Source organism: Acinetobacter sp. PW68 (assembly GCF_020982655.1).
In the GTDB taxonomy this organism is placed as follows: domain Bacteria; phylum Pseudomonadota; class Gammaproteobacteria; order Pseudomonadales; family Moraxellaceae; genus Acinetobacter; species Acinetobacter towneri_A.
On record NZ_JAHZSX010000001.1, the window covers coordinates 769225 to 791341 of the forward strand.

At 40.2% G+C, this 22117-nt stretch carries 21 protein-coding genes and 2 pseudogenes; 14 read left to right on the forward strand and 9 right to left on the reverse strand.

The features are described 5' to 3' along the window. Window positions 1-48 precede the first annotated feature (48 nt). Together cysN and K1T76_RS03600 are read left to right on the forward strand one after the other, a co-directional pair. The gene (gene cysN / locus K1T76_RS03595; protein WP_070155315.1) at window positions 49-1665 is read left to right on the forward strand and encodes a sulfate adenylyltransferase subunit CysN; all 1617 of its coding nucleotides are present in this window, start codon (window positions 49-51) and stop codon (window positions 1663-1665) included. 242 nt (window positions 1666-1907) lie between these two features. Next, a protein-coding gene (locus K1T76_RS03600; RefSeq protein ID WP_223287772.1) for an IS3 family transposase occupies window positions 1908-3040 on the forward strand; the annotation gives its coding sequence in 2 pieces (ribosomal slippage) (window positions 1908-2160 and window positions 2160-3040; 1134 coding nt in all). 31 nt (window positions 3041-3071) lie between these two features. Here K1T76_RS03600 and K1T76_RS03605 read toward each other — a convergent pair. Next, window positions 3072-3518, reverse strand: a complete 447-nt coding sequence (locus tag K1T76_RS03605; protein WP_230244090.1) for a GNAT family N-acetyltransferase — start codon at window positions 3516-3518, stop codon at window positions 3072-3074. A gap of 278 nt (window positions 3519-3796) precedes the next feature. Between K1T76_RS03605 and K1T76_RS03610 the strand changes: the two genes are divergently transcribed. The 5 genes from K1T76_RS03610 (at window position 3797) to K1T76_RS03630 (ending at window position 6645) form a co-directional block, all read left to right on the forward strand. Beyond that, window positions 3797-4273, forward strand: coding sequence for a hypothetical protein (locus K1T76_RS03610; protein ID WP_230244091.1), 477 nt, complete (start codon window positions 3797-3799; stop codon window positions 4271-4273). A 155-nt stretch (window positions 4274-4428) separates the two neighbouring features. Next, window positions 4429-5007 (forward strand): nicotinamide riboside transporter PnuC, encoded by a 579-nt coding sequence (gene pnuC, locus K1T76_RS03615; protein WP_230244092.1) that lies wholly within the window; start codon window positions 4429-4431, stop codon window positions 5005-5007. A 12-nt stretch (window positions 5008-5019) separates the two neighbouring features. Then, window positions 5020-5304, forward strand: coding sequence for a hypothetical protein (locus tag K1T76_RS03620; RefSeq protein ID WP_230244093.1), 285 nt, complete (start codon window positions 5020-5022; stop codon window positions 5302-5304). Window positions 5305-5468: 164 nt separating this feature from the next. Beyond that, window positions 5469-5966 (forward strand): DUF2505 family protein, encoded by a 498-nt coding sequence (locus tag K1T76_RS03625; RefSeq protein ID WP_230244094.1) that lies wholly within the window; start codon window positions 5469-5471, stop codon window positions 5964-5966. Between the two features lie 274 nt (window positions 5967-6240). Beyond that, complete coding sequence (locus tag K1T76_RS03630; RefSeq protein WP_230244095.1) at window positions 6241-6645, forward strand: DsrE family protein; 405 nt, start codon at window positions 6241-6243, stop codon at window positions 6643-6645. Window positions 6646-6662: 17 nt separating this feature from the next. Here the strand turns inward: K1T76_RS03630 and K1T76_RS15090 are convergent. Continuing rightward, window positions 6663-7482, reverse strand: a pseudogene (locus K1T76_RS15090) (sigma 54-interacting transcriptional regulator); the annotation flags it as partial. Window positions 7483-7809: 327 nt separating this feature from the next. Between K1T76_RS15090 and K1T76_RS03640 the strand changes: the two are divergent. Next, window positions 7810-8865: pseudogene (locus K1T76_RS03640) on the forward strand (ArsO family NAD(P)H-dependent flavin-containing monooxygenase). Window positions 8866-8994: 129 nt separating this feature from the next. Here K1T76_RS03640 and K1T76_RS03645 read toward each other — a convergent pair. Both K1T76_RS03645 and K1T76_RS03650 read right to left on the reverse strand, forming a co-directional pair. Then, complete coding sequence (locus tag K1T76_RS03645) at window positions 8995-9687, reverse strand: pirin family protein (protein WP_230244096.1); 693 nt, start codon at window positions 9685-9687, stop codon at window positions 8995-8997. A 204-nt stretch (window positions 9688-9891) separates the two neighbouring features. Beyond that, window positions 9892-11139 (reverse strand): L,D-transpeptidase family protein, encoded by a 1248-nt coding sequence (locus tag K1T76_RS03650; RefSeq protein ID WP_230244097.1) that lies wholly within the window; start codon window positions 11137-11139, stop codon window positions 9892-9894. A gap of 80 nt (window positions 11140-11219) precedes the next feature. Between K1T76_RS03650 and K1T76_RS14925 the strand changes: the two genes are divergently transcribed. The 6 genes from K1T76_RS14925 (at window position 11220) to K1T76_RS03675 (ending at window position 17511) form a co-directional block, all read left to right on the forward strand. Next, window positions 11220-11345 (forward strand): hypothetical protein, encoded by a 126-nt coding sequence (locus K1T76_RS14925; RefSeq protein WP_268259882.1) that lies wholly within the window; start codon window positions 11220-11222, stop codon window positions 11343-11345. 65 nt (window positions 11346-11410) lie between these two features. After that, entirely contained in the window at window positions 11411-12481 is a 1071-nt protein-coding gene (gene hemE, locus K1T76_RS03655) for a uroporphyrinogen decarboxylase (RefSeq protein ID WP_230244098.1), read from the forward strand. 72 nt (window positions 12482-12553) lie between these two features. Continuing rightward, a complete protein-coding gene (locus tag K1T76_RS03660) occupies window positions 12554-13387 on the forward strand; it encodes a DUF817 family protein (RefSeq protein WP_230244099.1) in 834 nt (277 codons plus the stop codon). Between the two features lie 155 nt (window positions 13388-13542). Then, window positions 13543-14013, forward strand: coding sequence for a DUF3015 family protein (locus tag K1T76_RS03665; RefSeq protein WP_168417733.1), 471 nt, complete (start codon window positions 13543-13545; stop codon window positions 14011-14013). A gap of 95 nt (window positions 14014-14108) precedes the next feature. Then, on the forward strand, window positions 14109-16076 hold the full coding sequence (locus tag K1T76_RS03670) for an Lnb N-terminal periplasmic domain-containing protein (RefSeq protein ID WP_230244100.1): 1968 nt from the start codon (window positions 14109-14111) through the stop codon (window positions 16074-16076). A gap of 79 nt (window positions 16077-16155) precedes the next feature. Continuing rightward, window positions 16156-17511 (forward strand): diguanylate cyclase, encoded by a 1356-nt coding sequence (locus tag K1T76_RS03675; protein WP_230244101.1) that lies wholly within the window; start codon window positions 16156-16158, stop codon window positions 17509-17511. Window positions 17512-17597: 86 nt separating this feature from the next. On the opposite strand, the gene folE is transcribed toward K1T76_RS03675, so the two are convergent. The 5 genes from folE to K1T76_RS03700 form a co-directional block, all read right to left on the reverse strand. Further along, window positions 17598-18146, reverse strand: coding sequence for a GTP cyclohydrolase I FolE (folE, locus tag K1T76_RS03680; protein ID WP_230245612.1), 549 nt, complete (start codon window positions 18144-18146; stop codon window positions 17598-17600). A 93-nt stretch (window positions 18147-18239) separates the two neighbouring features. Next, window positions 18240-18929, reverse strand: a complete 690-nt coding sequence (locus K1T76_RS03685; RefSeq protein WP_230244102.1) for a Smr/MutS family protein — start codon at window positions 18927-18929, stop codon at window positions 18240-18242. Between the two features lie 15 nt (window positions 18930-18944). Continuing rightward, window positions 18945-19751, reverse strand: a complete 807-nt coding sequence (gene trpC, locus K1T76_RS03690; RefSeq protein ID WP_230244103.1) for an indole-3-glycerol phosphate synthase TrpC — start codon at window positions 19749-19751, stop codon at window positions 18945-18947. 21 nt (window positions 19752-19772) lie between these two features. Continuing rightward, complete coding sequence (gene trpD / locus K1T76_RS03695; protein ID WP_168417737.1) at window positions 19773-20819, reverse strand: anthranilate phosphoribosyltransferase; 1047 nt, start codon at window positions 20817-20819, stop codon at window positions 19773-19775. A 17-nt stretch (window positions 20820-20836) separates the two neighbouring features. Further along, the gene (locus K1T76_RS03700; RefSeq protein WP_168417738.1) at window positions 20837-21421 is read right to left on the reverse strand and encodes an anthranilate synthase component II; all 585 of its coding nucleotides are present in this window, start codon (window positions 21419-21421) and stop codon (window positions 20837-20839) included. Window positions 21422-22117: the final 696 nt, after the last annotated feature.

Sequence of the window (22117 nt, forward strand, 5' to 3'; positions counted from 1 at the left end):
ATTAAGGATTAAAAACCGATTTCTAAAGAATATGCGGAGCTTTGAGCAATGTCTCATCAATCGAATTTAATTAGCCAAGATATTTTGGCGTATTTAAAACAGCACGAAAACAAAGATCTACTGCGCTTTCTAACTTGCGGAAACGTAGATGATGGTAAATCGACATTAATTGGTCGTTTATTGTATGACTCAAAATTGATTTATGAAGATCAGTTACAAGCGGTGACTCGTGACTCGAAAAAAGTCGGCACTACGGGCGATGCACCTGACTTGGCTTTATTGGTGGATGGTTTGCAAGCTGAGCGTGAGCAGGGCATTACCATTGATGTGGCTTATCGTTATTTCTCTACCGAAAAGCGTAAGTTCATCATTGCCGATACGCCAGGGCATGAGCAATATACACGTAACATGGCCACAGGTGCATCGACCTGTGACTTGGCGATTATTTTGATTGATGCACGTTATGGTGTACAAACGCAAACCCGTCGTCATACCTATATTTCTAGTTTATTGGGCATAAACAATATTGTGGTGGCCATCAATAAAATGGATTTGGTGGATTATTCCGAAGCACGATTCAACGAAATTCAGGCGGAATATGCGAACTTTGTGAATCAATTGGGTGATCGTAAACCAGCGAATATTATTTTCACTCCAATTTCAGCCTTAAACGGCGATAACGTAGTGAACAAGTCTGAGCATACGCCTTGGTACACTGGCGATACGTTAATGGGAACATTGGAGTCGGTAGAAATTAACCGTAAATCGGCTCAAAATGATTTCCGTTTCCCAGTGCAGTATGTCAACCGTCCAAACCTCGACTTCCGTGGTTTTTGCGGTACGATTGCTTTGGGTGATATTCATGTGGGTGACCGCATTGTGGCATTGCCCTCAGGGAAAAGCTCGACAGTTAAAGAGATTGTGACTTTTGATGGCAATCTTGAACATGCAATTGCAGGTCAAGCCGTTACCCTAACACTGAACGATGAAATTGATATTTCACGTGGTAATGTGTTGGTGCGTGAAGATCAGGCACGCCCTGAAATTTCACGAGCTGTAAATGCCACTGTGGTGTGGATGGCTGATCAGCCACTATCTATTGGCAAGTTATATAACTTAAAAGTGGGTACACAAACCGTTCCTGCGAAAGTCACAGCCATTCATTACCGCACCAACGTAAATACTTTGGAACAGGTACAGGTTGAACAGCTTGAACTGAATGCAATTGCCAATGTCACCATCGAATTTGATGCGCCTGTAGTATTTGACCGTTATCAAGATAGTCGTTATACAGGTTCGTTTATTTTCATTGACCGTTTAAATAACGTGACCATTGGCGCAGGTATGGTTGAAGCTTGTGTAGAATGGTCTGCACACAATGCAGTAGTCACAGCAGAAGACCGTGCTGCACGTTTAGGTCAAAAACCTGCAGCGGTATGTGTACCAAGCCAAGCACTTGAACAGGCGCAAGCGCTTGAAAGTTTGCTGATTCAGCAGGGTATTGTTGCCATTGCCAAAGCAGGTTTAGATGCTGCGCAGGTTGCACTACTGCGCGAAACAGGCATTGTGGTGATTAGCGATGTAAACAGTGGCGCAGATGCAGAGTTGACTGCGATCAGTGCTGAAGAACTTGCAGAAAAAATAATTGCCCTAGTTCGTTTGTAAAATTAGATACGTTTATAAAATCGAATCCGCATACAATAAAAAACCGCTTTCATCTGAAAGCGGTTTTTTATGCGCGCTTATTATATTGGAAAGTTGGTTTTTAAGTGTACTCTACGGGTTCGCTATTGAGATGTTTGAGCATGGGTGTGAAATGAGAGATGGCTCCGTAAATTTGAACAACTCCTATAAGTGATATTTTGCTCCCCAAATGATGTTATAAACATCGATATATGGAGTATTTTATGGCACGTAGACCAAGAAGAAATCATTCAAATGACTTTAAAGCTAAGGTAGCGCTTGCTGCGATTAAAGCAGAAAAAACACTTGCTGAATTGAGTGCTGAATTTGATGTTCATCAAAACCAAATTATCGACTGGAAAAATCAATTGCTTTCAGCTTCCTCGCAAGCCTTCGATCAATCAAAAGCTCCAGCAGAACCGCCCATTGATCTAAAGAAACTACATGCAAAAATCGGTGAGCAGGCATTAGAAATTGATTTTTTAGAAGGTGTGTTGAAGAAACTGGGCCGCTTCAACCACAAAAGTTAATCGACGACTCACTTCAGATTTCAGTATCTAAGCAAGCTAAGCTACTGAAAGTCTCCCGTGGTTGTTATTACTATCGCCCAAAACCTGTGAGTGCATCAGATCTGAAGCTGATGCGCTGTATTGATGAATTACATATGCAATACCCTTTTGCAGGTAGCCGTATGATGCGTGATTTATTGAACCGTCAAGGACATCATATAGGACGACGTCATACACGTACTTTAATGAAGAAAATGGGCATTAATGCGTTATATCGTAAACCAAATCTAAGTCAGGCCAATCAAGCTCACCGTAAATATCCATATCTGCTCAAAGGATTGAATATTCAACGGAGTAATCAAGTGTGGGCAACGGATATAACGTATATCCCTATGGCAAAAGGCTTTGTCTACTTATGTGCTGTGATTGATTGGCACAGCCGTAAGGTGCTTGCCCATAGCGTATCGATTAGTATGGAGGTTGCATTTTGTATAGAAACATTAAATGAAGCTATTGAAAAATATGGCCGACCTGAAATCTTTAATACAGACCAAGGCAGTCAATTTACCAGTGATGCATTTATTGAAGTGTTAAAATCAAATGACATCCAAATCAGCATGGATGGTAAAGGTCGTTGGGTTGATAATGTGATGATTGAACGATTATGGCGGAGCGTTAAATACGAGGAGGTTTATCTCAAAGCCTACAGCAATGTTTTTGATGCGAAAAAGCAATTAAATGCCTATTTTGAATTTTATAATTTGAAACGACCTCATTCGAGTCTGGACAAAATGACTCCAGATGAGTTTTACTATGACCAGCTACCACAACAAAATAAGGTAGCTTAACTAGAGCAGAATATCACTTATAAATAAGCTTTTAGTTGTTCAAACAAGTGGGACCATCTCTATGCCCATAACTAATTTTTTGTGGTTGTACTTCAAAACCATTTTTTTCATAAAAACTTAAAGCGGTCTGCGTGCTAAATACACTCATGTGCGATACATTTTTGCGCTGTAACTCGCTTATTGCTTCAAATAATAAGGCTTGACCAATACCGCGTTGTTGCATTTCGGGTGCAATGGCATGTTGTAAAATTTGCCCGTGATCACTCATCATAATAAAGCCGACTACCACATGCTGTAAGACATAGACCCAACAATTGTTGTAATGCAGCAGCATTAAAATATTTTCGTAGCTTTTATTTTCTAGCCATGCCTGAATTTTGGCTTCATTACGTTGATGATCTTGAATACAAGAGCGAATACTGGCATGTAATACCGCAACCAAATTGGTGACATCTTGAATTTGTGCAGCTCTAATCATCTAGGCTTAGTGTGATAGATAAAACAAGGCTCTATTGGAAGTGAAAAGCGTTTAAAGAAATAGCAGAAAATTGTTGTGTTTTGCTGCGTTATATAACAGCACAAGTCCTAATTTTGAGGCATTCAGTATCATTATGTAATTAAATACTGCGCTTTTTGGCGATGCAGGCTGATTGATCTGTTAAAGCTTAAGCGTTGAATCGTGTAGCAGTGAATAGACGCTATGTTCTGAAATAGTTATACTTTATTGAAACGCCTGAAATAAGAGCGAAGACCAAGATGGCAAAACTATTGTTATGGATTTTGTTGTTGATTGCTGTTTATGCAGTCTGGAAAGTCTGGTTCAAAATAAAAATAAATCGTACTTTTCAGCAAAGCTGTCAAGATATTGCCAATATTGTCGAAGACCCGATTACCCACAAAGCACCGCGCCCTGTAGAAGAGGTGGTGGAAGAAGTTGCCGAATACGAACAGCAATTATTTGATGATATCGCAGAAATATTTTTAAGCTTAAAAGTATCTAGTCATGACCCTGAAGATGCCGAAACCATTCAACAAGAAGTGCTGAATAAAATGCCTGCCAAAGCGCATACGCAAATTCGTCAGTTAGACTTGGGTGAATGGTCGATTTACTGGAGCTTTTGCGAGCAATCCCTTGAATATTATGTCGGCAAATACGGAGTTTATATTACCCATGTAGACCGTTTTGGACGAGAGCATAAATACAATAATTCAGAGCAATTTAAAGCAGATTAATTTCCATACCTGATTTTCTATTTATGGTTTAGAGAAGTTTTTTTAAATGAATTGCAGCATCTTCTAATCAGTTAAGCGTTTGGTTAAATGTTGAGTTTTGCGCTATTTTCCCGAAAAGAGGTATCATGCCTTTTTCTTTTACATAGGCAGCAACAATGTCGGTTCTAGAAATCATTGCTGTGTTGATTAGTGTTTTAGGCGTGACATTAACCATTAAGCGACATATTGCTTGCTGGGGGGTGAATTTTATTGCCTGTTTGCTGTATGCCTATTTGTTCTTTGAATATCAATTGTATGGCGAAACGGTATTACAAACCCTATTTATGGGCATGGCTGTTTATGGTTTTTTGCAGTGGAAAACTGCACAGCAGCAAAAACAACATATCGTCATTCAGAGCTTGCCACTCTCTAAAATGTGGCTGCAAATTGCACTGTGTAGCTTACTTGGTTTATTGTTTGGGCTGATTTTAAAGTGGTGGACGCAAGCTTCACTGCCTTTATTGGATGCACAACTGGCCGCCATGAGTCTATTGGCAACCTATTGGACCAGTCGTAAATACTTGGCAACATGGGTGTTATGGATTGTGGTCGATCTAGTGTATATCGGCATGTTTATTTACAAAGAGTTGCTGCTAACGGCTGTGTTATATGCAGGCTTTGTGGTGCTGGCTTATTTGGGCTGGCGCGAATGGTATAAAATCCGTCAACAACATACAGTACATTCTGCGCTGTGATGGTGTGTAGCGATGAGTAATCTGATTGATTTTAAACAGGCGCAGCTTAAACAATTTGATTTATTGGCAATGGATATTTTGGCGTATCCTGAGCGTTATTTACAATTTGATTCGATTGCAGATTTTTACCAAGCCCAGTGGTTAGATAATTTTCCTAAAGGGACGACATGGTGTGCCACAGGACTAGATGATGGCGCAGAACATTTTTATGCCAAAATTGAATTATGTGGGCATTATTTAATTATTTATAGTCATGAAACCTATGCTGCTGAATTTGGCATCATTCACACAGAATAGACAAAATAGAGTCAATGACAGCAGAAGGAACAAACGCTTTAATAACCTGAAAATAAAGTTGTATGTAGGATATAAAACAACTTATACCTGTTGGGCATCAGCTAAATTATATTGCACGATGATGCTAGACCTACTCCATCAAAAACAACATAAAAGGAACTCAAATGGCACATCAATTTACTGTGAACGCGACGATTCATGGCGTTTCAATTGACGAATTTAAGCGTTTAGTGGCAGATGTTGCTTTGCATGAAGCAGTTTGCAAACGTATTCCTGGTGAAAATTTGGAAATTTTAGAATCTAAAAAGAACGGGGATATTTATATTTTACGCCGTGCCTATAATTTGGATGTGAATATTCCAGATATGGCTAAAAAATTATTAAAAGATGCATTTCGTTTAAAACGAAATGATGTGACCCATTTAACTGACCTAACTTCAACAGTGGAGCTTGGTGCAAACTTGCCTTTAGAAGCCAAAGGTGAGCGTAGTGTGACGGGCAATCATGAAAAAATTGATATTCAATTAAACTGGACAATTAAGGTTAAGGTGCCATTGATTGGCGGTATGTTAGAAAAACACGCAGAAGGGGAAATCCGTCGTTTCAGTGAGTTGGAAATTGGTATTGTTGAAGATGAGCTTAAGAAAAATTTAGCGGCTTAATCCTGCATTTCTAATAGAAAAGATTGCTCTTATATACATGCTTGGCGCTGCCGTTTCCGGTGGCGCTTTGTTTTTTTGGACGTATAGAATTGTGATTGTTAGTGCTGAGGTCATTTTACAGTGATCAATTTTAATTTTTGCAAAAGTTTTGGTGCTTGGCTTTATTGCATACTGACTATTGTCTTAATTTATTATTTAAATATGGCATATTTATTATGCTAATATTTTGACCAAATTTAAATTGAGTATGAGTTCTGCTATGAAATAGATTCAGTTGTTATGTTTATCGGTCTTGCTGAACTTTGCCAGTCTATATCCAGCAATGGCAGAGAGCAAAAAAGATCCACTTTTTGTCTTGCTTACTAGCAGTGATGCACACCGCACCAAAATGGTTATTGGCATGAGCAATAACCAATTTGGCAAAGGTCATCCATTGACGATTTATTTGGTCGATCAAGGCGTAATGTTGGCATCTAACCGTTTTGAACATAAATATGCAGAGCATCAAAACATGCTGAAAAGTATTATCGCCAAAGGTGGTGATGTCTATATCTGCAAAATGTGTATGGATCAGTACAGTGTTGCTGAAGGTGACTTAATGAAAGGTCTCAAATTTGCCAATCCAGATGCCATGGGTGACGCAATTTTCCGTCTAGGTACACAAACATTGAGTTGGTAATTCAGTTGTTGATCTTACGTCAGCAGTACTGCACGTTCCAACAGGTTTTCCAGTTCACGAATATTGCCAGGCCAAGCATAGCTTTGCATAAAATCAGTGGCTTTTTCACTGATGCCATGAATCTGTTTGTCATACATTTTTTCAAAGCGTATTAAGAAATGTGCAACCAAAACGCTAAATCTTCACGGCGTTCATGCAGTGGTGGAATTTGCACAGGAAAAATATTTAAACGGTAGTATAAATCGGTACGGAAACGCCCAGCTTTAACCGCTTGTTCTAAATCTTCATTGGTTGCAGCAATCACGCGAACATCAATATGACGGGTTTGTGAATCTCCGACACGTTCCACTTCACCTTCTTGTAGCACACGCAGCAAAGCCGCTTGGGCGCGTGGTGAAAGTTCAATCACTTCATCTAAAAATAGTACCGCCATGGGTGCGTTCAAATTTACCTAAGCGTGATTGATGTGCACCTGTAAACGCTCCTTTCGACACCAAATAGCTCAGATTCAATCAGTTCAGGTGAAATAGCTGCACAGTTGACCGCGACAAAAGCATGTTTTTTACGTTGACTGAGTTCATGCACACCACGAGCAATGGCTTTTTTCCCGACACCTGTTTCACCTTGCAGCAAAATGGAAACTTTGGCACCTGCCGGTTTTTTGAGTAAGTCACAAACCCGTTGATAAGCTGCTGATTGCCCGACTGAGCTGAACATACTGTAGTCATTTTGACTGGTGGTATAAATCGACTTTTTTAGTTCATACAATTCGGCTTGCAGTGCAATGAGTTCCTGTTCCATCGGTTCGGGCGACATGAACTGAATTAGCTCATCGGCAGGGCGTTTTAACACCTGAACTTGATTCTACAGTTTTGCACATCAAGCTATCTTACAAAACAAAGCCAAGTTGAAGGACTTGGCTTTTTTGCAGCATCATTTTCCAAGATTGCTTGCTTCTAATTACGTGCTTGCATAAGTTGAGTTCGATGGATTGAATTTTTAATTCCTCATGCACTGTATTTGTACGCTAAGATCAAAAATAGAATAAACCATTCGATTAAAGTTTATAGATGAATTGTCCATAGACTTTATTCATACAAGGTTAGAATCAAACATAGCAACAGGCTGCGTATTGCGAGCAGGAGAGCCATTTTGAATCAAACCATGGATGCCGATGTAATTATTATTGGTGGCGGACAAGCAGGATTAGCCACGGCTTACTTTTTAAAACGGCAAAAAATCAATTTTCTGATCTTGGATAATCAAGAGCAGTCGGGCGGTGCGTGGCAACATGCGTGGGATTCTTTGCAGCTATTCTCTCCCAATACATGGAGTTCTTTGTCCGGTTGGTTAATGCCAAAAACTGAACAGGAATATCCGAAACGATTAGAAGTGATTGACTATTTAACAGCGTATGAAACACGCTATCAATTTTCTGTGTTGCGTCCTGTGCAGGTCGAAAAAGTCCTAACTGAAGGCAATGATTTAATTGTTTGTTCGGCACAGTAAAGCTGGCGTGCCAAAGCCGTTGTGAGCGCCACTGGAACGTGGAGTCAGCCTTTTATTCCTGCTTATACAGGATGCGAACGATTTTTAGGTACACAAATTCATTCGACCCATTACCGCAATGCTGAAGCTTTTCAGGGCAAAAAAGTGATGATTGTCGGTGGTGGTAACTCTGGCGCACAAATTTTGGCAGAAGTGTCTAAAGTGGCTGAAACCTTTTGGGTTACACAGCAACCCCCAAGTTTTTTAGCCGATGATGTAGATGGACGGGTTTTATTTTTACGTGCCACGGAACGCTTAAAAGCCCAGCAAGAAGGTCGCAGCATTGAACAACCGATTGGCAGTTTGGGTGATATTGTGATGATTCCAAGTGTCAAAGATGCACGGCAACGCAATGTATTGCATGGCCTACCGCCATTTGACTATTTAACTGAACATACTGCAGTTTGGGCAGATGGAAGTGAACAGGACATTGATGCCATTATTTGGTGTACAGGTTTTAAGGCAGCAGTGTCACATTTGCAAAGTTTGGGTGTGGTCAATGCACACGGCACAGTCGATGTGTTAGAAAATCGAGCACTACAACAGCAAAATTTGTGGTTGGTCGGTTATGGTGATTGGACTGGTGCAGCATCGGCAACTTTAATTGGCGTTTCCCGAACAGCTCGAGATGTGGCGGAGCAAGTCGCACAGTATTTACAGACAACAGTGTAAGGTCACCATTGTGACTAAAAGTTATGATTAAAAACTGAAAACAGCAACCATAACCATAAAAAAGCCCTCTGTAGTAGAGGGCAAGAGGGTAACTCAAAAGTATTTACAGGCACTACCAAAAATAAGCAGTTACTGTTTTGGTAAATCAAACCAAATAAATTGGCTGTCTTGCGTTGCTTCAATCACGGCATCATTAGCAAATAACAAGGCATCGCCTGCTTTTACGGTATGCTCACCAATGCTGATTTCACCACGAATCACATGCACATAGTTAACAGCTTGTGTTGCTGCAACATCTAGCTGTTTTCCTGCTTGCAATACTGCAGTTTTCACTTCTGCTTGTTGGCGTATATGCATTGGTGCATTGTCATTCGGGCCTACAATCAGGTGCCATTGGTTCGGTTCGGCATTTGGGTCACGCTGAATTTGTTGGTAAGTCGGTTCTGCATTGCGTACATTAGGTTGAATCCAAATTTGCAACATGTGCACTTCTTCATCACCATTGTTAATTTCGCTATGCTGAACGCCTGTACCTGCGCTCATCAATTGCCATTCACCTGCACTGATATGACGCTCATTGCCCATGCTGTCACGGTGGGAAATCGTACCATTTAAAACACAGGTCAAAATTTCCATGTTGTCGTGTGGGTGTGTGCCAAAACCATTGTGTGCTGCAATACGGTCATCGTTAATGACACGTAAAGCACTCACACCCATATATTTCGGGTTATACCAGCTACCAAAAGAGAAACTGTGTTTGGTGTCTAACCAACCCATTTTTACATGACCACGATCTTCGCTACGGTGTAAATAAGCATTCATGATCATGCTCCTATCATTTTTTTAACTTAAAGCCATCTTATGCTTTTTTATGTTGCCAACCTACAGCCGTTCTGCAACATGCCGTTCTAAAATTGCAACATTTAGGGTGGTAATCTGTAAAAGCATACTTTTTTCAAACATCAAAAAACCCACGTAAAACGTGGGCCATTTGCTGCCTAAGCAGGGGGATTATACGGTGTGCGACTATTCAAGGAATTTCACAGTCACACCAGAACGTACTTTACGACCTAAGTCATTGGCATCCCAGTTGGTTAAACGAATACAACCGTGTGATGCTGTTTTTGAAATAGTCGATGGGTTTGGCGTACCATGAATACCAAAGGATTTTTTGCTCAAACCAATCCAGATATTACCTACAGGGCCATTCGGGCCAGGTGGTAAAGACAGTGGTTTTAAGTTTTTACCCTGAATAAAGTTACTAGGTGAATAGCTATACCAAGGGTTTGGTGCAACACCCGTAATTTTATAGGTACCTGTTGGTGATGGTGTATCTGCACTACCAATGGTTGCAGGGAATGAACCCACCATTTGATTTTGCTTATTGAACAAATACAATTGTTTTGCACCTTTGTGCGCCACAATCAGGTGAATGTCTTCTGGTAAGTCATTGCGGACATTGGTCACCAATAACTTTTCACCCGCTTTGTTAAATGTCGCATTTGGATTTAATTTCTTTAAGAAATTTTCATCCATGTGGAATTTTTCACCTAGCATTTCACTGACACGGGTGTAGTACAAGCCTTTCATTTTGGCTTGTTCTGCATAGTCATGTGGAATGGACTTGGCATACGGACCTTTTAGGTCAGCTTCAGTAATTGTGTATTCTACAAATGCAGGACGTGAACCTTGACGTGCCACCAAAGCATCCCAAGTTTCTTGGGTTAAAATACCTGTAGGTTTAATGCCGTTCATTTGCTGGAAAGATGCAATGGCTTTCAGGGTATTTTTACCACTGGTACCATCAATTGCACCCGGAGAAGCATGGGCATTATTCAACATGACATGCGCACGCGCATACACTGGAAATTGACCTTTGCCAATATTTTCATACCAAGTGGCATTATTAAGACCGTCTAAAGTCCACGAAGCTTTTGGCGCTGCAGTGGTTGTGGTTTCAACAGGCTGGCTTGGCGTGGTTGTGGTCGGTGCTGCACCTACATCGGCAGTGGTATCTTTAGTTTTGTGTAGATCATCTAAGGTTTGTGATGCCTTATTTAAATCATTTTGTTCTTGTTGCGTAATAGCAGTATCGGTTGCATTGAGCGTGCTTTGTGCTGCAGAAGCTTCTGTTGCTAAAGGATCAATTGGATCTTCAACCGCAGTATTGCTGATCACTTGTGGATTTAACGGTTGTTCAGCAGTAGATGCAGCAAAAGTAGTTCCTGCAAAAATGCAACTTAAACTCATTGCGAGTATTGTGCGAACGAACATGTAATTCAACCTTGAGAATTATTCATTTACATAGATAAAAACTAGCCAAGTATTACAGAAAAACTAAGGAGATGCAGTAGTTGTTTTGTGTAAATGTGCAAGAGGATGATGCTTTTACCGATGCTTTTGTTTATGTGATGTATTTCACGAAAATAAAAATTGAAATTGCACGTAAAGTTCAGGATAAAAAGACCAACCAGAAATGAAGTTATTAAAACTTCAACCTTTTTGATATGATGGCTGCAAGATTGAAAATGAGTTGGGAAAGTAAATGACGACCTTAAAAAATGATCGTTTTCTTCGTGCCTTATTACGTGAGCCAGTAGATTGCACGCCCGTATGGATGATGCGTCAGGCAGGACGTTATTTACCAGAATATCGTGCCACACGTTCGCAGGCAGGAGACTTCCTTTCTCTATGTAAAAATACAGAATTTGCATGTGAAGTGACCTTGCAACCGCTGCGCCGTTATGAATTAGACGCTGCAATTTTATTTTCCGATATTTTAACCGTTCCAGATGCTTTAGGTTTAGGACTGTATTTTGAGGCAGGCGAAGGGCCAAAGTTTCATAAAACCGTACGTACTGAGCAAGATGTTGCCAATTTACCTAAATTCAATGCCAAGTCAGATTTAGACTATGTCATGAATGCAGTATCGACCATTCGCTCTGCTTTAGGCGGACAAGTACCTTTAATTGGCTTTTCAGGCAGTCCGTGGACCTTAGCAACCTATATGGTAGAAGGCGGTTCAAGTAAAGATTTCCGTTTCACCAAAAACATGATGTACGCACAGCCTGAAGTTTTACATGCACTATTAGACCGTTTGGCCGATGCAGTGACCGAATACTTAAATGCACAAATTGATGCAGGCGCGCAGGCAGTGCAAATTTTTGACAGTTGGGGCGGTGCATTGGCCCATCGTGAATATCATGAATTTTCACTGAACTATATGCAGAAAATTGTGTCAGGTCTGCAACGTGAAAAAAATGGACGTAAAATCCCTGTTATTTTATTTACCAAAGGTGGCGGTCAATGGCTTGAGCCAATGATTGCAACAGGTGCAGATGCTTTTGGTCTGGACTGGACCACACCGTTAAATGTCGCACGTCAAACGGTAAATGGTCGAGCCGCATTGCAAGGTAACTTAGATCCAGCGACTTTATATGGTTCACCTGAAGGAATTGCCAAAGCGACACGTGCGATGCTTGATGATGCCTATGCCAATGGTGAAAAAACAGGTTATGTGGCCAACTTAGGTCACGGCATTACCCAATGGGTAGATCCTGAACGTCCTAAAGTATTTATCGACACGGTTCATGAATACAGTGCCAAATATCTATAATCACGTAATGATATAGATGGATCATTTTTAGATGTATCAGAGTAATTTCAGCTTCGGTCAGGTTGTCAGATCATGTGGATAACATGGTTAAAGTCAGGACTTGAGTTTTCGACTAAGGCAGCTTCGGCTGCCTTATTTGGAATTTTATTGCTGATTGCATTTGCACTCACTGCATCAATGGGTAGCCAGGAATATTTCGGATTTTTCCGTTACGACTATTTATTATTCTATGCCTTAATCATTCAGGTTTGTCTTTTATATTTAAAACTAGAATCTTGGGCTGAAGCCAAGGTGATTGCTTTATTTCATATTTTGGCAATGATCATGGAAATTTTTCTGACCCATCCACAGATTGCTTCATGGCAATATCCGCAACCTGCTGTGTTTAAAATTATGACTGTGCCGCTGTTTGCAGGCTTTATGTATTCAGCAGTTGGTAGTTTTTTTGCACGTTCCTTGCGTTTGTATCGGGTATCGTTACTGAATTTGCCAACTTTCCCGAATATGCTGGCTTTAGCGGTTTTGTCTTATATTAATTTCATGAGCAAATTTTTTATTCCAGATATTCGCTACGGCTTATTTGCGTGGAGTGTGCTGATTTTCTGGAAAACCAAAATCCGTTTTCAATTGCAACAGCATCAATTGCAGCTGCCAATGTTACCTATATTGTTGCTATTGGCATTTATTATTTGGGTGGCAGAGAATATCAGTACCTTTTATCAAATTTGGCTATATCCAAGTCAGGTCGATACGTGGCACATGGTGGGTTGGGGCAAGTTGGGGTCTTGGTACTTGTTGCTGCTATTGAGTCTAGTTTTAGTCATGCAAATACTTGGTATTCGTGATGCTCAAGGACGATGGACACTTAAAGATGAGGCTCCGAAAACAGACTCAATTCAGGGATGATCTTACGCTACAAAAATAATGCATGACTTTGGTATAAATGTTTTGCGTTCTTAGTCGCATCTCGCTATCTTAAAGCGGTGTAATAAAAGTTACACAAAGCAATAATAATGATTCGAAGCATAACTTTTCGGATAATAAATTTCTGGAGTACGACTATGATGAAAAAATTAGCATTGGCTGCAGTGTTGGCAGTGGGTTCTACAGCAGCATTTGCAGACCGTGATGCAGGTTGTGGTATCGGTTCACAAGTTTGGGCAGGTCAGTCTGGTAAAGTAGCTAAAATTTTAGCAGCAACCACCAACGGTATTTTTGCTAACCAATTATTTGGTATTACATTTGGTACTTTAGGTTGTAGCGGTACAGGTACAGTAACTGCACAAGTCGTGACTTTTACCAATGAAAACGCTGAATCATTGGCACGTGATATGGCAGTTGGTGAAGGTGAAAGCTTAAACGTATTGGCTGAATTGCTAAGCATTAAAGCTGAAGATAAAGCACACTTCTTTACAGTTTCTAAGCAAAACTTTGCTTCTATCTACTCTGCAGAAAACCAAACGTCCTTAGAAGTTCTGGCTTCTTTACAAAACGTAATGGCAAATGATGACGTATTAAAAGCATACGTTTAAGTTTGAATAAAAGCCCTGCATTATTCGCAGGGCTTTTTTTATAGCACAAGAATACGTTTAAACCTGAATATATATATAAAATTTATAAAATGTCCATGAAATCCATTATTTTAATTAGTTTAGTTTTTTTATCTCCTACGGTTTTTGCATTATCTCCTGAAACATCTCCAATACAGATTCAGCCACTTTCAGTGACTTCTGCAGCACAAAATACAAATAAATTAGCAAAATCTGCAGCGCAATATGTGCAAAAAGCCAAAGACTTATACTTGGCAGAACAGGTGACTTGGCAGCGTTTAATGTATGCGCAGCAAGGCAAAAGTGAAGTGCAATATGCAGGCTATTTTGTGTCGGAACAAGGCGGAAGCAATTTAGACCAAGAGTTACTTCGCAATGTTCAGGCATTATTTGAAACAGTACCTGCCAATCAATCGGTGCAGTGCAAATTTCCTGCACGTAGTCGCTGGTTGGTTGAACAATTACAAATTCCTCAACAAGATTTGGCGCAGGTGCAATGTCCTGAATTGGATGAATGGATTGGACAAATTAAACCTTATAAAGCGGTGCTAATTTACGCCACAGACTTTATGGGCAATCCAAGTTCTATGTTTGGGCATACTTTGTTGCGCTTAGACCCGAAAGATCAAAAACAATTGAACTTAATTTCCTATGCGGTCAATTATGCGGCAACCGTGACTGGTAGTGAAGGTTGGTCTTATGCGTGGAAAGGGCTTACAGGGCAGTATCCAGGTGAATACTCACTGATGCCGTATTACCGAAAAGTAAAAGAATATGGCGATTTAGAAAGCCGTGATTTATGGGAATATGAACTGGCACTGAATGAACAAGAAACCACATTTTTAGTGCAGCACATTTGGGAAATGAAGCATGTGCAATTTCCGTATTATTTTATTAGTGACAACTGTGCCTATCGCTTATTGGGTTTAATGGATTTGGTGCGCCCTGAACTCAATTTACAGCAGCAGTTTAAAGTCGCATCTATTCCAATTGAAACACTAAAAGCCGTAGAGCAGGAAAATTTAGTGGCCGATGTAGTCTATCGTCCTGCTTTGGAAACTCAGTTATTGGCGCAAGCCAGACAACATGGTACAGCATTGGCAAAAACTGCCCATCAAGTAGCCGAAGCAGAACCTGAAAATGTGGCGGCAATTTTGCAAAATCATAGCCAAAGTGATCAGGCTAAAATTCTAGAAATGGCCTATGATGATTTATATCTAAAACTAATTGGGCGCAAAATTGAAGCCAAAGCTGCACAACCGCGACTCAGACAAATTTTAAGTTTAAGAAGTCAGATCAATTTAGAAAAGCAGCGTCAGGATGTAGCACGCCCTCAGGTTGATCCTGTGCAGGGGCATCATGCACGTAACTTTGCTGTGCGTACTGGAGAAGTTCAAGGCAAGCCATTTTTTGAGTTGAGTCATCGACAGGCTTACCATGATTTACTTGATCCACAAGGTGGTTTTCGTACAGGGACACAGCTCAACTTTTTAGAAGCTTCGGTGCAATATCGTGAAGATCGCTTAAAACTGAATCAGTTAGATTTACTTTCTGTGAATTCTTATAACCCATTAACCGCATTTAAAACACCACTCAGTTGGGGTTTTAATTTGGGTTGGCAGCAAGAAGCCTTAAATTCGCATGGTGCTTTTAGCGAAACAGAACAGCACGGTGTTTTGAGTTTAAAAACACAGTTTGGTTATAGCGTGGCTAATCAAGCGCGTGAGCATTTGTGTTATGCGCAAATTCAAAATCATGTGCAAGCGGGTAAGGCTTTAGACAAAGGTTGGCGTGTCGGAGTGGGCCCAAAACTGGGTTGCCAAAATATTTGGTCTGTGCGAGTGAATAGTTTGGTTCAGCTTGAATTACCCTATTGGGAGGATCGTCATCAATGGCAATTTAAGCTGCTTAGCCAGTTGCAATATGTACTCAATCCGCAACATGTGTTGCGATTGGGTTGGGAATATCAACAACAGGATAAACAGGACTGGAACAAGACTAGTTTAGGCTATGTTTATTTTTTTAAAATATTTATAAAAATCTGATTTATATAACAAAAAAATAAATATAAATTGAGTTATTCTACAAATTCGTTAAAATTTGATCGTCTAGATTGCGGTTGGAATGTATCAAGAATGTATGCGTGAACTCGCAGATCAGTGGAAAATAATTTGCGAGCAGTATAGCCAAGCTGATTTAGAAGCTACATTTCAGTTTGTTCAACGCCATGCAGATGCATTTGTACTCGAATTCTACAAACAAATGATGCTAGAAGAACAAGCCTTAGAGTTCCTTTCGGTTGAAATGGTACAAAATCGTTTAAAGAACTCGTTGCATCAATGGTTAGTCTCAAGCTTTGAAGTACCATTCAAGCAAAATTATTTAGAAATTGTAGAAAAACAATTTAAAGTAGGCGATGTGCATGCACGCGTACATATTCCATCATGGATGGTTATTCGTGGTGTGCGTATTATTATTAAAAAAGCATTTGTTTTTTTAGCGCAAGAAGCTTATACCAATCTCAATCAAATTAATTATTTATGCCAAATTCTGTGTTTTGCCACAGAAATTATGTGTCGATCTTATGAAATGAAGGTCGAAGTTCATAATGATATGAAACATACCTATCGCTTATTTTCTGCCATGCAAGATGTTGCAGTACAAAAAGACCGACAACGCGGGACTTTGCTGGATTGGGAAAATGAGTTGATGTTTCAAGTCGTCTCAGATCATCATAATTTACAACAGCCTATATTATCTAAAACTGAATTTGGTTTGTGGTTTATTCATAAAGCGGCTTATGCTTTTTCTGATACAGAACAGGTCGGTACGATTACAGAACGTATTTATCAGGTCGATGAGCTGATTCAACAAATTAAAAGCTGTGAAAATCAGGCTCAGGTTGTGGAAATGATTCAACTGATTCGTGCTAAGAATCGTGAGATTTTGTACTTAATTGATCAGATTTTTCAGGTGTCTGAATATATCAGTTCGGGCAATGATGCCTTAACCCAACTGCTTAACCGTCGTTATTTAAGTACAATTGTGGCGCGTGAAATTAATTTTGCCCGTAAACACAAAACACCGCTGACCATTCTTGCAATTGATGCTGACCATTTTAAATATATTAATGATCGTTATGGACACGCGGCAGGGGATGAAGCACTGCAGTTTTTAGCAGACTCAATTTTGCAATATACCAAAGGTAGTGACTATGCCTTCCGTATTGGTGGAGAAGAATTTTTATTGTTACAGGTCGATACCAATGTAGAGCGGGCTGTAAAAGTTGCAGAAAATATTCGCAGACGAATTGCTGAAAGAACGGTAAATACCTCAACAGGTGCAAGTTTTAGTTTTACCGTCAGTATAGGCGTATTTGAATATGATGGTCATCCAGACTATCAACGCTTCTTGGATTCTGTAGATAAAGCATTATACGTTGCAAAAAATAATGGTCGTAATAATGTTTATATGGGCTAAATATGAAGATGTATTAATCTAAAATCAAAAAAATCCCGAACATAAATTTCGGGATTTTTTGTTTGATTGTGGAATTAAGACTCAATTTAAAAACTTTCAGGCACCGCACTTAAAAATTCGCGACGTGCTTCTTTATCGGTTTTAAAGTCACCTACAAAAGATACAGTACGTGTGGTCGATTCCTGTTTGCCTACACCACGCATCATCATGCACATGTGGGCTGAATCAATCACCACAGCAACTCCGCGTGCTTTGGTCACTTCAGCCACGGCTTCTGCAATTTGCTGAGTCAGGTTTTCCTGAATTTGCAAACGACGTGCAAACATTTCGGTAATGCGAGCAAATTTAGACAAACCTAAAACCTTGCCTTCAGGTAAATAGGCAATATGCACACGACCATAAAATGGCAATAAATGATGTTCACACAGTGAGTAGAACTCAATATTTTTCACCAAAACCATTTCATGATTGTCGGATGGAAATACGGCATTATTGGTCACTTCGGCTAAGGTTTGGCTATAGCCCGAAGTTAAATACGAAAAAGCTTTAGCAGCACGCATCGGCGTATCTTTTAGACCTGGACGATTAAGATCTTCACCAACGGCGGTTAGGATGTTTGCGTAGGATTGCTGCATAGACATAAGACGTGTTCACTTACACTGATATTGAACAAGGACGGCATTGTAACAGAAAACTATTGCAATGCCTTGTTTAAAAGATGAAACCGATTACTGTTTAAACTTTGGTTTTTTTTCGCTGCGTTTGAGCAACACTAAAACAGCACCAGTGCCACCTTGTTTTTCAGGCGCACTCACAAAAGCCAAAACATCACGATGCTGACGCAGCCAACCATTCACATAAGTTTTTAAAATGGCTTCAGGGCCTTTGCCATGTACAATTTTAATCACGTTCTGATTTTCATCTTTGGCCATTTGAATGATTTGCAACACCGCTACCCGCGCTTCTTCTACGGTACAGCCATGTAAATCTACAGCTTCAAACCAGCGTAAGTTGCCTGCTTTTAAATCTTCAAAGACTTTATGCTGCAGGGTTGCAATCCGATAACTCAATGCAGCCTGACTACCAACAGGATTCAGCATGGCTTGCGTATCGGACAGCAAAGTTTCATCTGTTTCCATTGGCCCCATCGCTGCAGCACGTTTGGCCAGTGTTTGTGCATCAGGTTTTTTTCTGGCAGGTGCTTCAAGTTTAGCAATATTGCCCGCATCCATTTTTCGGACACCTTGCATTTGCTGATGAAACAACGCCAAATCATCTTCCTGCTGTTGCTCAGGTGTCTGAACTTTAGGTTCAGACGATTTGGCAATAGGAGCAGAATGTGGCTGAGTGATTTGCTTTTTAAAAGACTTCAGTAGCTTGTACTGTTCTTTAGAAAGCGAGGAATCATGTTTACTCATGGTACTTTGAATGAATTAAAGATTTTCAGGCTGACCAAACAGTGCCTGAAAGGCAAGGTCTGGACGTTCTTGTTTCATAAAGCTTTCGCCTACCAAGAAACTGTGAATATCGTGTTCCTGCATCATGCGTACATCTTCAGGAGTCGCAATCCCACTTTCTGTAACCAAAAGGCGAGAAGGTGACAAAAGATTTTTTAAACGCAACGAGTTATTTAAATCGACCTGAAAGGTTTTTAAATCGCGGTTATTGACCCCTAAAATGCAGCGTTCAGACAGTTTTAGTGCACGTTCGAGTTCGCTTTCATCATGCACTTCTACCAACACATCTAAATGATGTTCAAACGCCGTTTCAGACATTTCTTGCAATTGCTGATCAGACAAACAAGACACAATGAGCAAAATACAGTCCGCATGCAAAGCACGCGCTTCAATCACGCCATAAGGGTCAATTAAAAAGTCTTTACGCAGGGCGGGTAGGCTGCAGTGCGAACGGGCAATTTGAATATTTTCATCTGCACCCTGAAAGAAATCTATATCTGTGAGTACAGATAAGCAGGCAGCACCTGCGGCTTCATATTGTTGTGCAATTTCGGCAGGATTGAAATTTTCACGAATGATGCCTTTAGATGGAGACGCTTTTTTAATTTCGGCAATTACAGCAGGGCGTTTGCTGTGCAAGGCTTGTGCAAAGCCACGTACAGGTGTTGCTGCACGTGCTAATTCCTCTAAGTTTGCATAACTACGTTGCTTTAGACGCTCGGCAAATTCTTCCTGCTTACGTTCTACAATTTTACCTAAAATTGTATTTGTAATATCAACCATGATGATTCTTCCTAACCTGTCTTAAGCTTCATACTGTTTAAGCGTTTTGGTAAATTCAGACAACACGCCCATTTTTTCCAAGGCTTGTCCGCCATAAATAATGTCATGTGCCAAAGCCACACCTTGTTGGTAGCTGTTGGTCAAGCCTGATACATAAATACCCGCACCTGCATTGAGGGCAATCATATTGGCCGCTTTTTCGCCTTTGTCAGACTTGTTTTTACCTAAAGCATCTTTAATCAGTGCCAAGCTTTCAGCCGAGTTTTCCACAATCAGTCCAGTTAAGGTTTGAGATTCAATACCAACACTTTCAGGTGTAAGTTCCCATTCGGTAATTTCACCATCTTTGAGTTCTGCAACATAAGTACTCGAAGCAAGGCTAATTTCGTCTAAACCATCTTTAGAATGCACCACCATGACATGCTCAGCACCCAGCTGTTTCATCACTTCTGCAATTGGGCGGCACAATTCATTACTGAATACGCCAATCACGAAACGCTTCACACCCGCAGGGTTGGTCAGTGGGCCAAGCAGGTTGAAAATACTGCGAATCCCCAATTCTTTACGTGGAGTCACCGCATATTTCATAGCTTTGTGATGATTCGGAGCAAACAAGAAACCTACGCCCATTTCACGAATACAGCGTTCAGTTTGTTGCATATTTAAATCAAGATTAATGCCTGCTTGTTCTAATAGGTCAGATGAGCCTGATTTCGTGGAAACACCACGGTTACCGTGTTTGGCAATAGTTGCACCAGCAGCAGCAATGACAAAGGAAGATGCTGTAGACACATTAAATAGGTTTTGGCCATCTCCGCCTGTACCAACAATATCCACCAAATAAGGAATATCGCTGACATCAATTTTGATGGCAAATTCACGCATCACACGTGCAGCAGCAGTAATTTCATCAATACTTTCGCCTTTTAAGCGTAAGCCCATCATTAACGCACCAATTTGGGCATCAGTTGCTTCGCCCGACATGATGGCACGCATCACATCTTCCATTTGTGGCTGAGTCAGATGAATTTGTTTAGTAATGTGATTTAAAGCTTGTTGAATATTCATGGTATTTGACTCGTTCATTAGGCGTAAATGTCCAAAAAGTTTTTAAAAATTTGATGGCCGTGTTGGCTCAGGATCGATTCAGGGTGAAATTGCACGCCTTCTACAGGCAAAGTCTTATGTTTAACACCCATGATTTCTTCCATCGAGCCATCTGCTTCGTTAGTCCAGCAAGTGACCTCTAAACAATCAGGCAAAGTCGCCTGATCAATCACTAAAGAGTGGTAACGGGTTGCAGAAAATGGTGAAGGCAGGTTGCTAAAAATACCTGTATTGCTGTGATACATATCCGATAAACGACCATGCATGACAGTTTTAGCGCGCACAATGTTCCCACCAAAAGCTTGTCCAATACTTTGGTGGCCTAAGCACACGCCCAGTAATGGAATTTTGCCTGCAAAATGCTGAATGGCAGGAATTGAAATACCTGCTTCAGAGGGAGAACATGGACCTGGACCAATCACCAAATACTTGGGTTGCCATCGCTCAATGTCTTCTAATGTCACGGCATCATTACGAACGACTTTTACTTCCTGATTTAACTCGCCAAAATACTGGACGATGTTATAGGTAAAAGAGTCATAGTTGTCGATCATCAAAAGCATGAGCTAACCTATTGAAAATTAAACACTCTAAGTGTTAAAGAGTCTGAGATAATGTGCTTTATTCCTACGCCTATAAATGAGAAAGGGCTTTGTTTTTCTTGTCGAAAAGAAGATGGAATAAGGAAGCACTTATCATCATAGCAAAAAATAAGCATTTTCTGCGGACTATTTATATGATAATCGCTGTTAAAGCTTATTAGCGAATTCGCCACTTCAAAGCTTGTGATGCATTATTCAGGTTCGCTCTGAAAGAAATGATCATTGGTTCAAACTGAGTTATTCAGCAGTTATATTTTAGCTTCACACTTAAGACAGCATAAAAAATGCGCTAAAAGTAGCATCCTGCCGCATGCTATTGCGACTCAAATCGGTGGTTTGATTGCAGCGTTTTGTAAGAAAAACAAATTTGCAGTAATGTGTCCTTTCAATCTATTTGCTCAAAAAGAATGCAGATTTAGAAATTGTAAAGCGATTTAATTATTTTTGCTCATTAAAAAATAAAGTGTTGTTTAATATTATTGGATAGTTTGTCTTGCTTAATGCAAGCATGGCGCAACAAAATGTCTGCCTAGATATGGTTTAGCTAATTCTGATCTAAAATTCAACAGAAATAAAACATTAATGCACTAAAATGGTGCCATATTTTGCAGTTTTAAATCTAATCACATCAACAATGTTTGAATATGGTGCAAATCG

Bases quoted from the DNA above. Each gene is read 5' to 3' on its own strand.
- cysN (WP_070155315.1), top strand. From the start codon at position 49: ATGTCTCATCAATCGAATTTAATTAGCCAAGATATTTTGGCGTATTTA.
- K1T76_RS03605 (WP_230244090.1), bottom strand. From the start codon at position 3,518: ATGATTAGAGCTGCACAAATTCAAGATGTCACCAATTTGGTTGCGGTA.
- hemE (WP_230244098.1), top strand. From the start codon at position 11,411: ATGACGACCTTAAAAAATGATCGTTTTCTTCGTGCCTTATTACGTGAG.
- K1T76_RS03700 (WP_168417738.1), bottom strand. From the start codon at position 21,421: ATGCTTTTGATGATCGACAACTATGACTCTTTTACCTATAACATCGTC.
- K1T76_RS03650 (WP_230244097.1), bottom strand. From the start codon at position 11,139: ATGTTCGTTCGCACAATACTCGCAATGAGTTTAAGTTGCATTTTTGCA.
- K1T76_RS03645 (WP_230244096.1), bottom strand. From the start codon at position 9,687: ATGAATGCTTATTTACACCGTAGCGAAGATCGTGGTCATGTAAAAATG.
- K1T76_RS03670 (WP_230244100.1), top strand. From the start codon at position 14,109: ATGAAATCCATTATTTTAATTAGTTTAGTTTTTTTATCTCCTACGGTT.
- K1T76_RS03620 (WP_230244093.1), top strand. From the start codon at position 5,020: ATGAGTAATCTGATTGATTTTAAACAGGCGCAGCTTAAACAATTTGAT.
- trpC (WP_230244103.1), bottom strand. From the start codon at position 19,751: ATGGTTGATATTACAAATACAATTTTAGGTAAAATTGTAGAACGTAAG.
- K1T76_RS03610 (WP_230244091.1), top strand. From the start codon at position 3,797: ATGGCAAAACTATTGTTATGGATTTTGTTGTTGATTGCTGTTTATGCA.
- K1T76_RS03665 (WP_168417733.1), top strand. From the start codon at position 13,543: ATGATGAAAAAATTAGCATTGGCTGCAGTGTTGGCAGTGGGTTCTACA.
- folE (WP_230245612.1), bottom strand. From the start codon at position 18,146: ATGCAGCAATCCTACGCAAACATCCTAACCGCCGTTGGTGAAGATCTT.
- K1T76_RS03660 (WP_230244099.1), top strand. From the start codon at position 12,554: ATGTGGATAACATGGTTAAAGTCAGGACTTGAGTTTTCGACTAAGGCA.
- trpD (WP_168417737.1), bottom strand. From the start codon at position 20,819: ATGAATATTCAACAAGCTTTAAATCACATTACTAAACAAATTCATCTG.
- K1T76_RS03675 (WP_230244101.1), top strand. From the start codon at position 16,156: ATGTATCAAGAATGTATGCGTGAACTCGCAGATCAGTGGAAAATAATT.
- pnuC (WP_230244092.1), top strand. From the start codon at position 4,429: ATGTCGGTTCTAGAAATCATTGCTGTGTTGATTAGTGTTTTAGGCGTG.
- K1T76_RS03625 (WP_230244094.1), top strand. From the start codon at position 5,469: ATGGCACATCAATTTACTGTGAACGCGACGATTCATGGCGTTTCAATT.
- K1T76_RS03685 (WP_230244102.1), bottom strand. From the start codon at position 18,929: ATGAGTAAACATGATTCCTCGCTTTCTAAAGAACAGTACAAGCTACTG.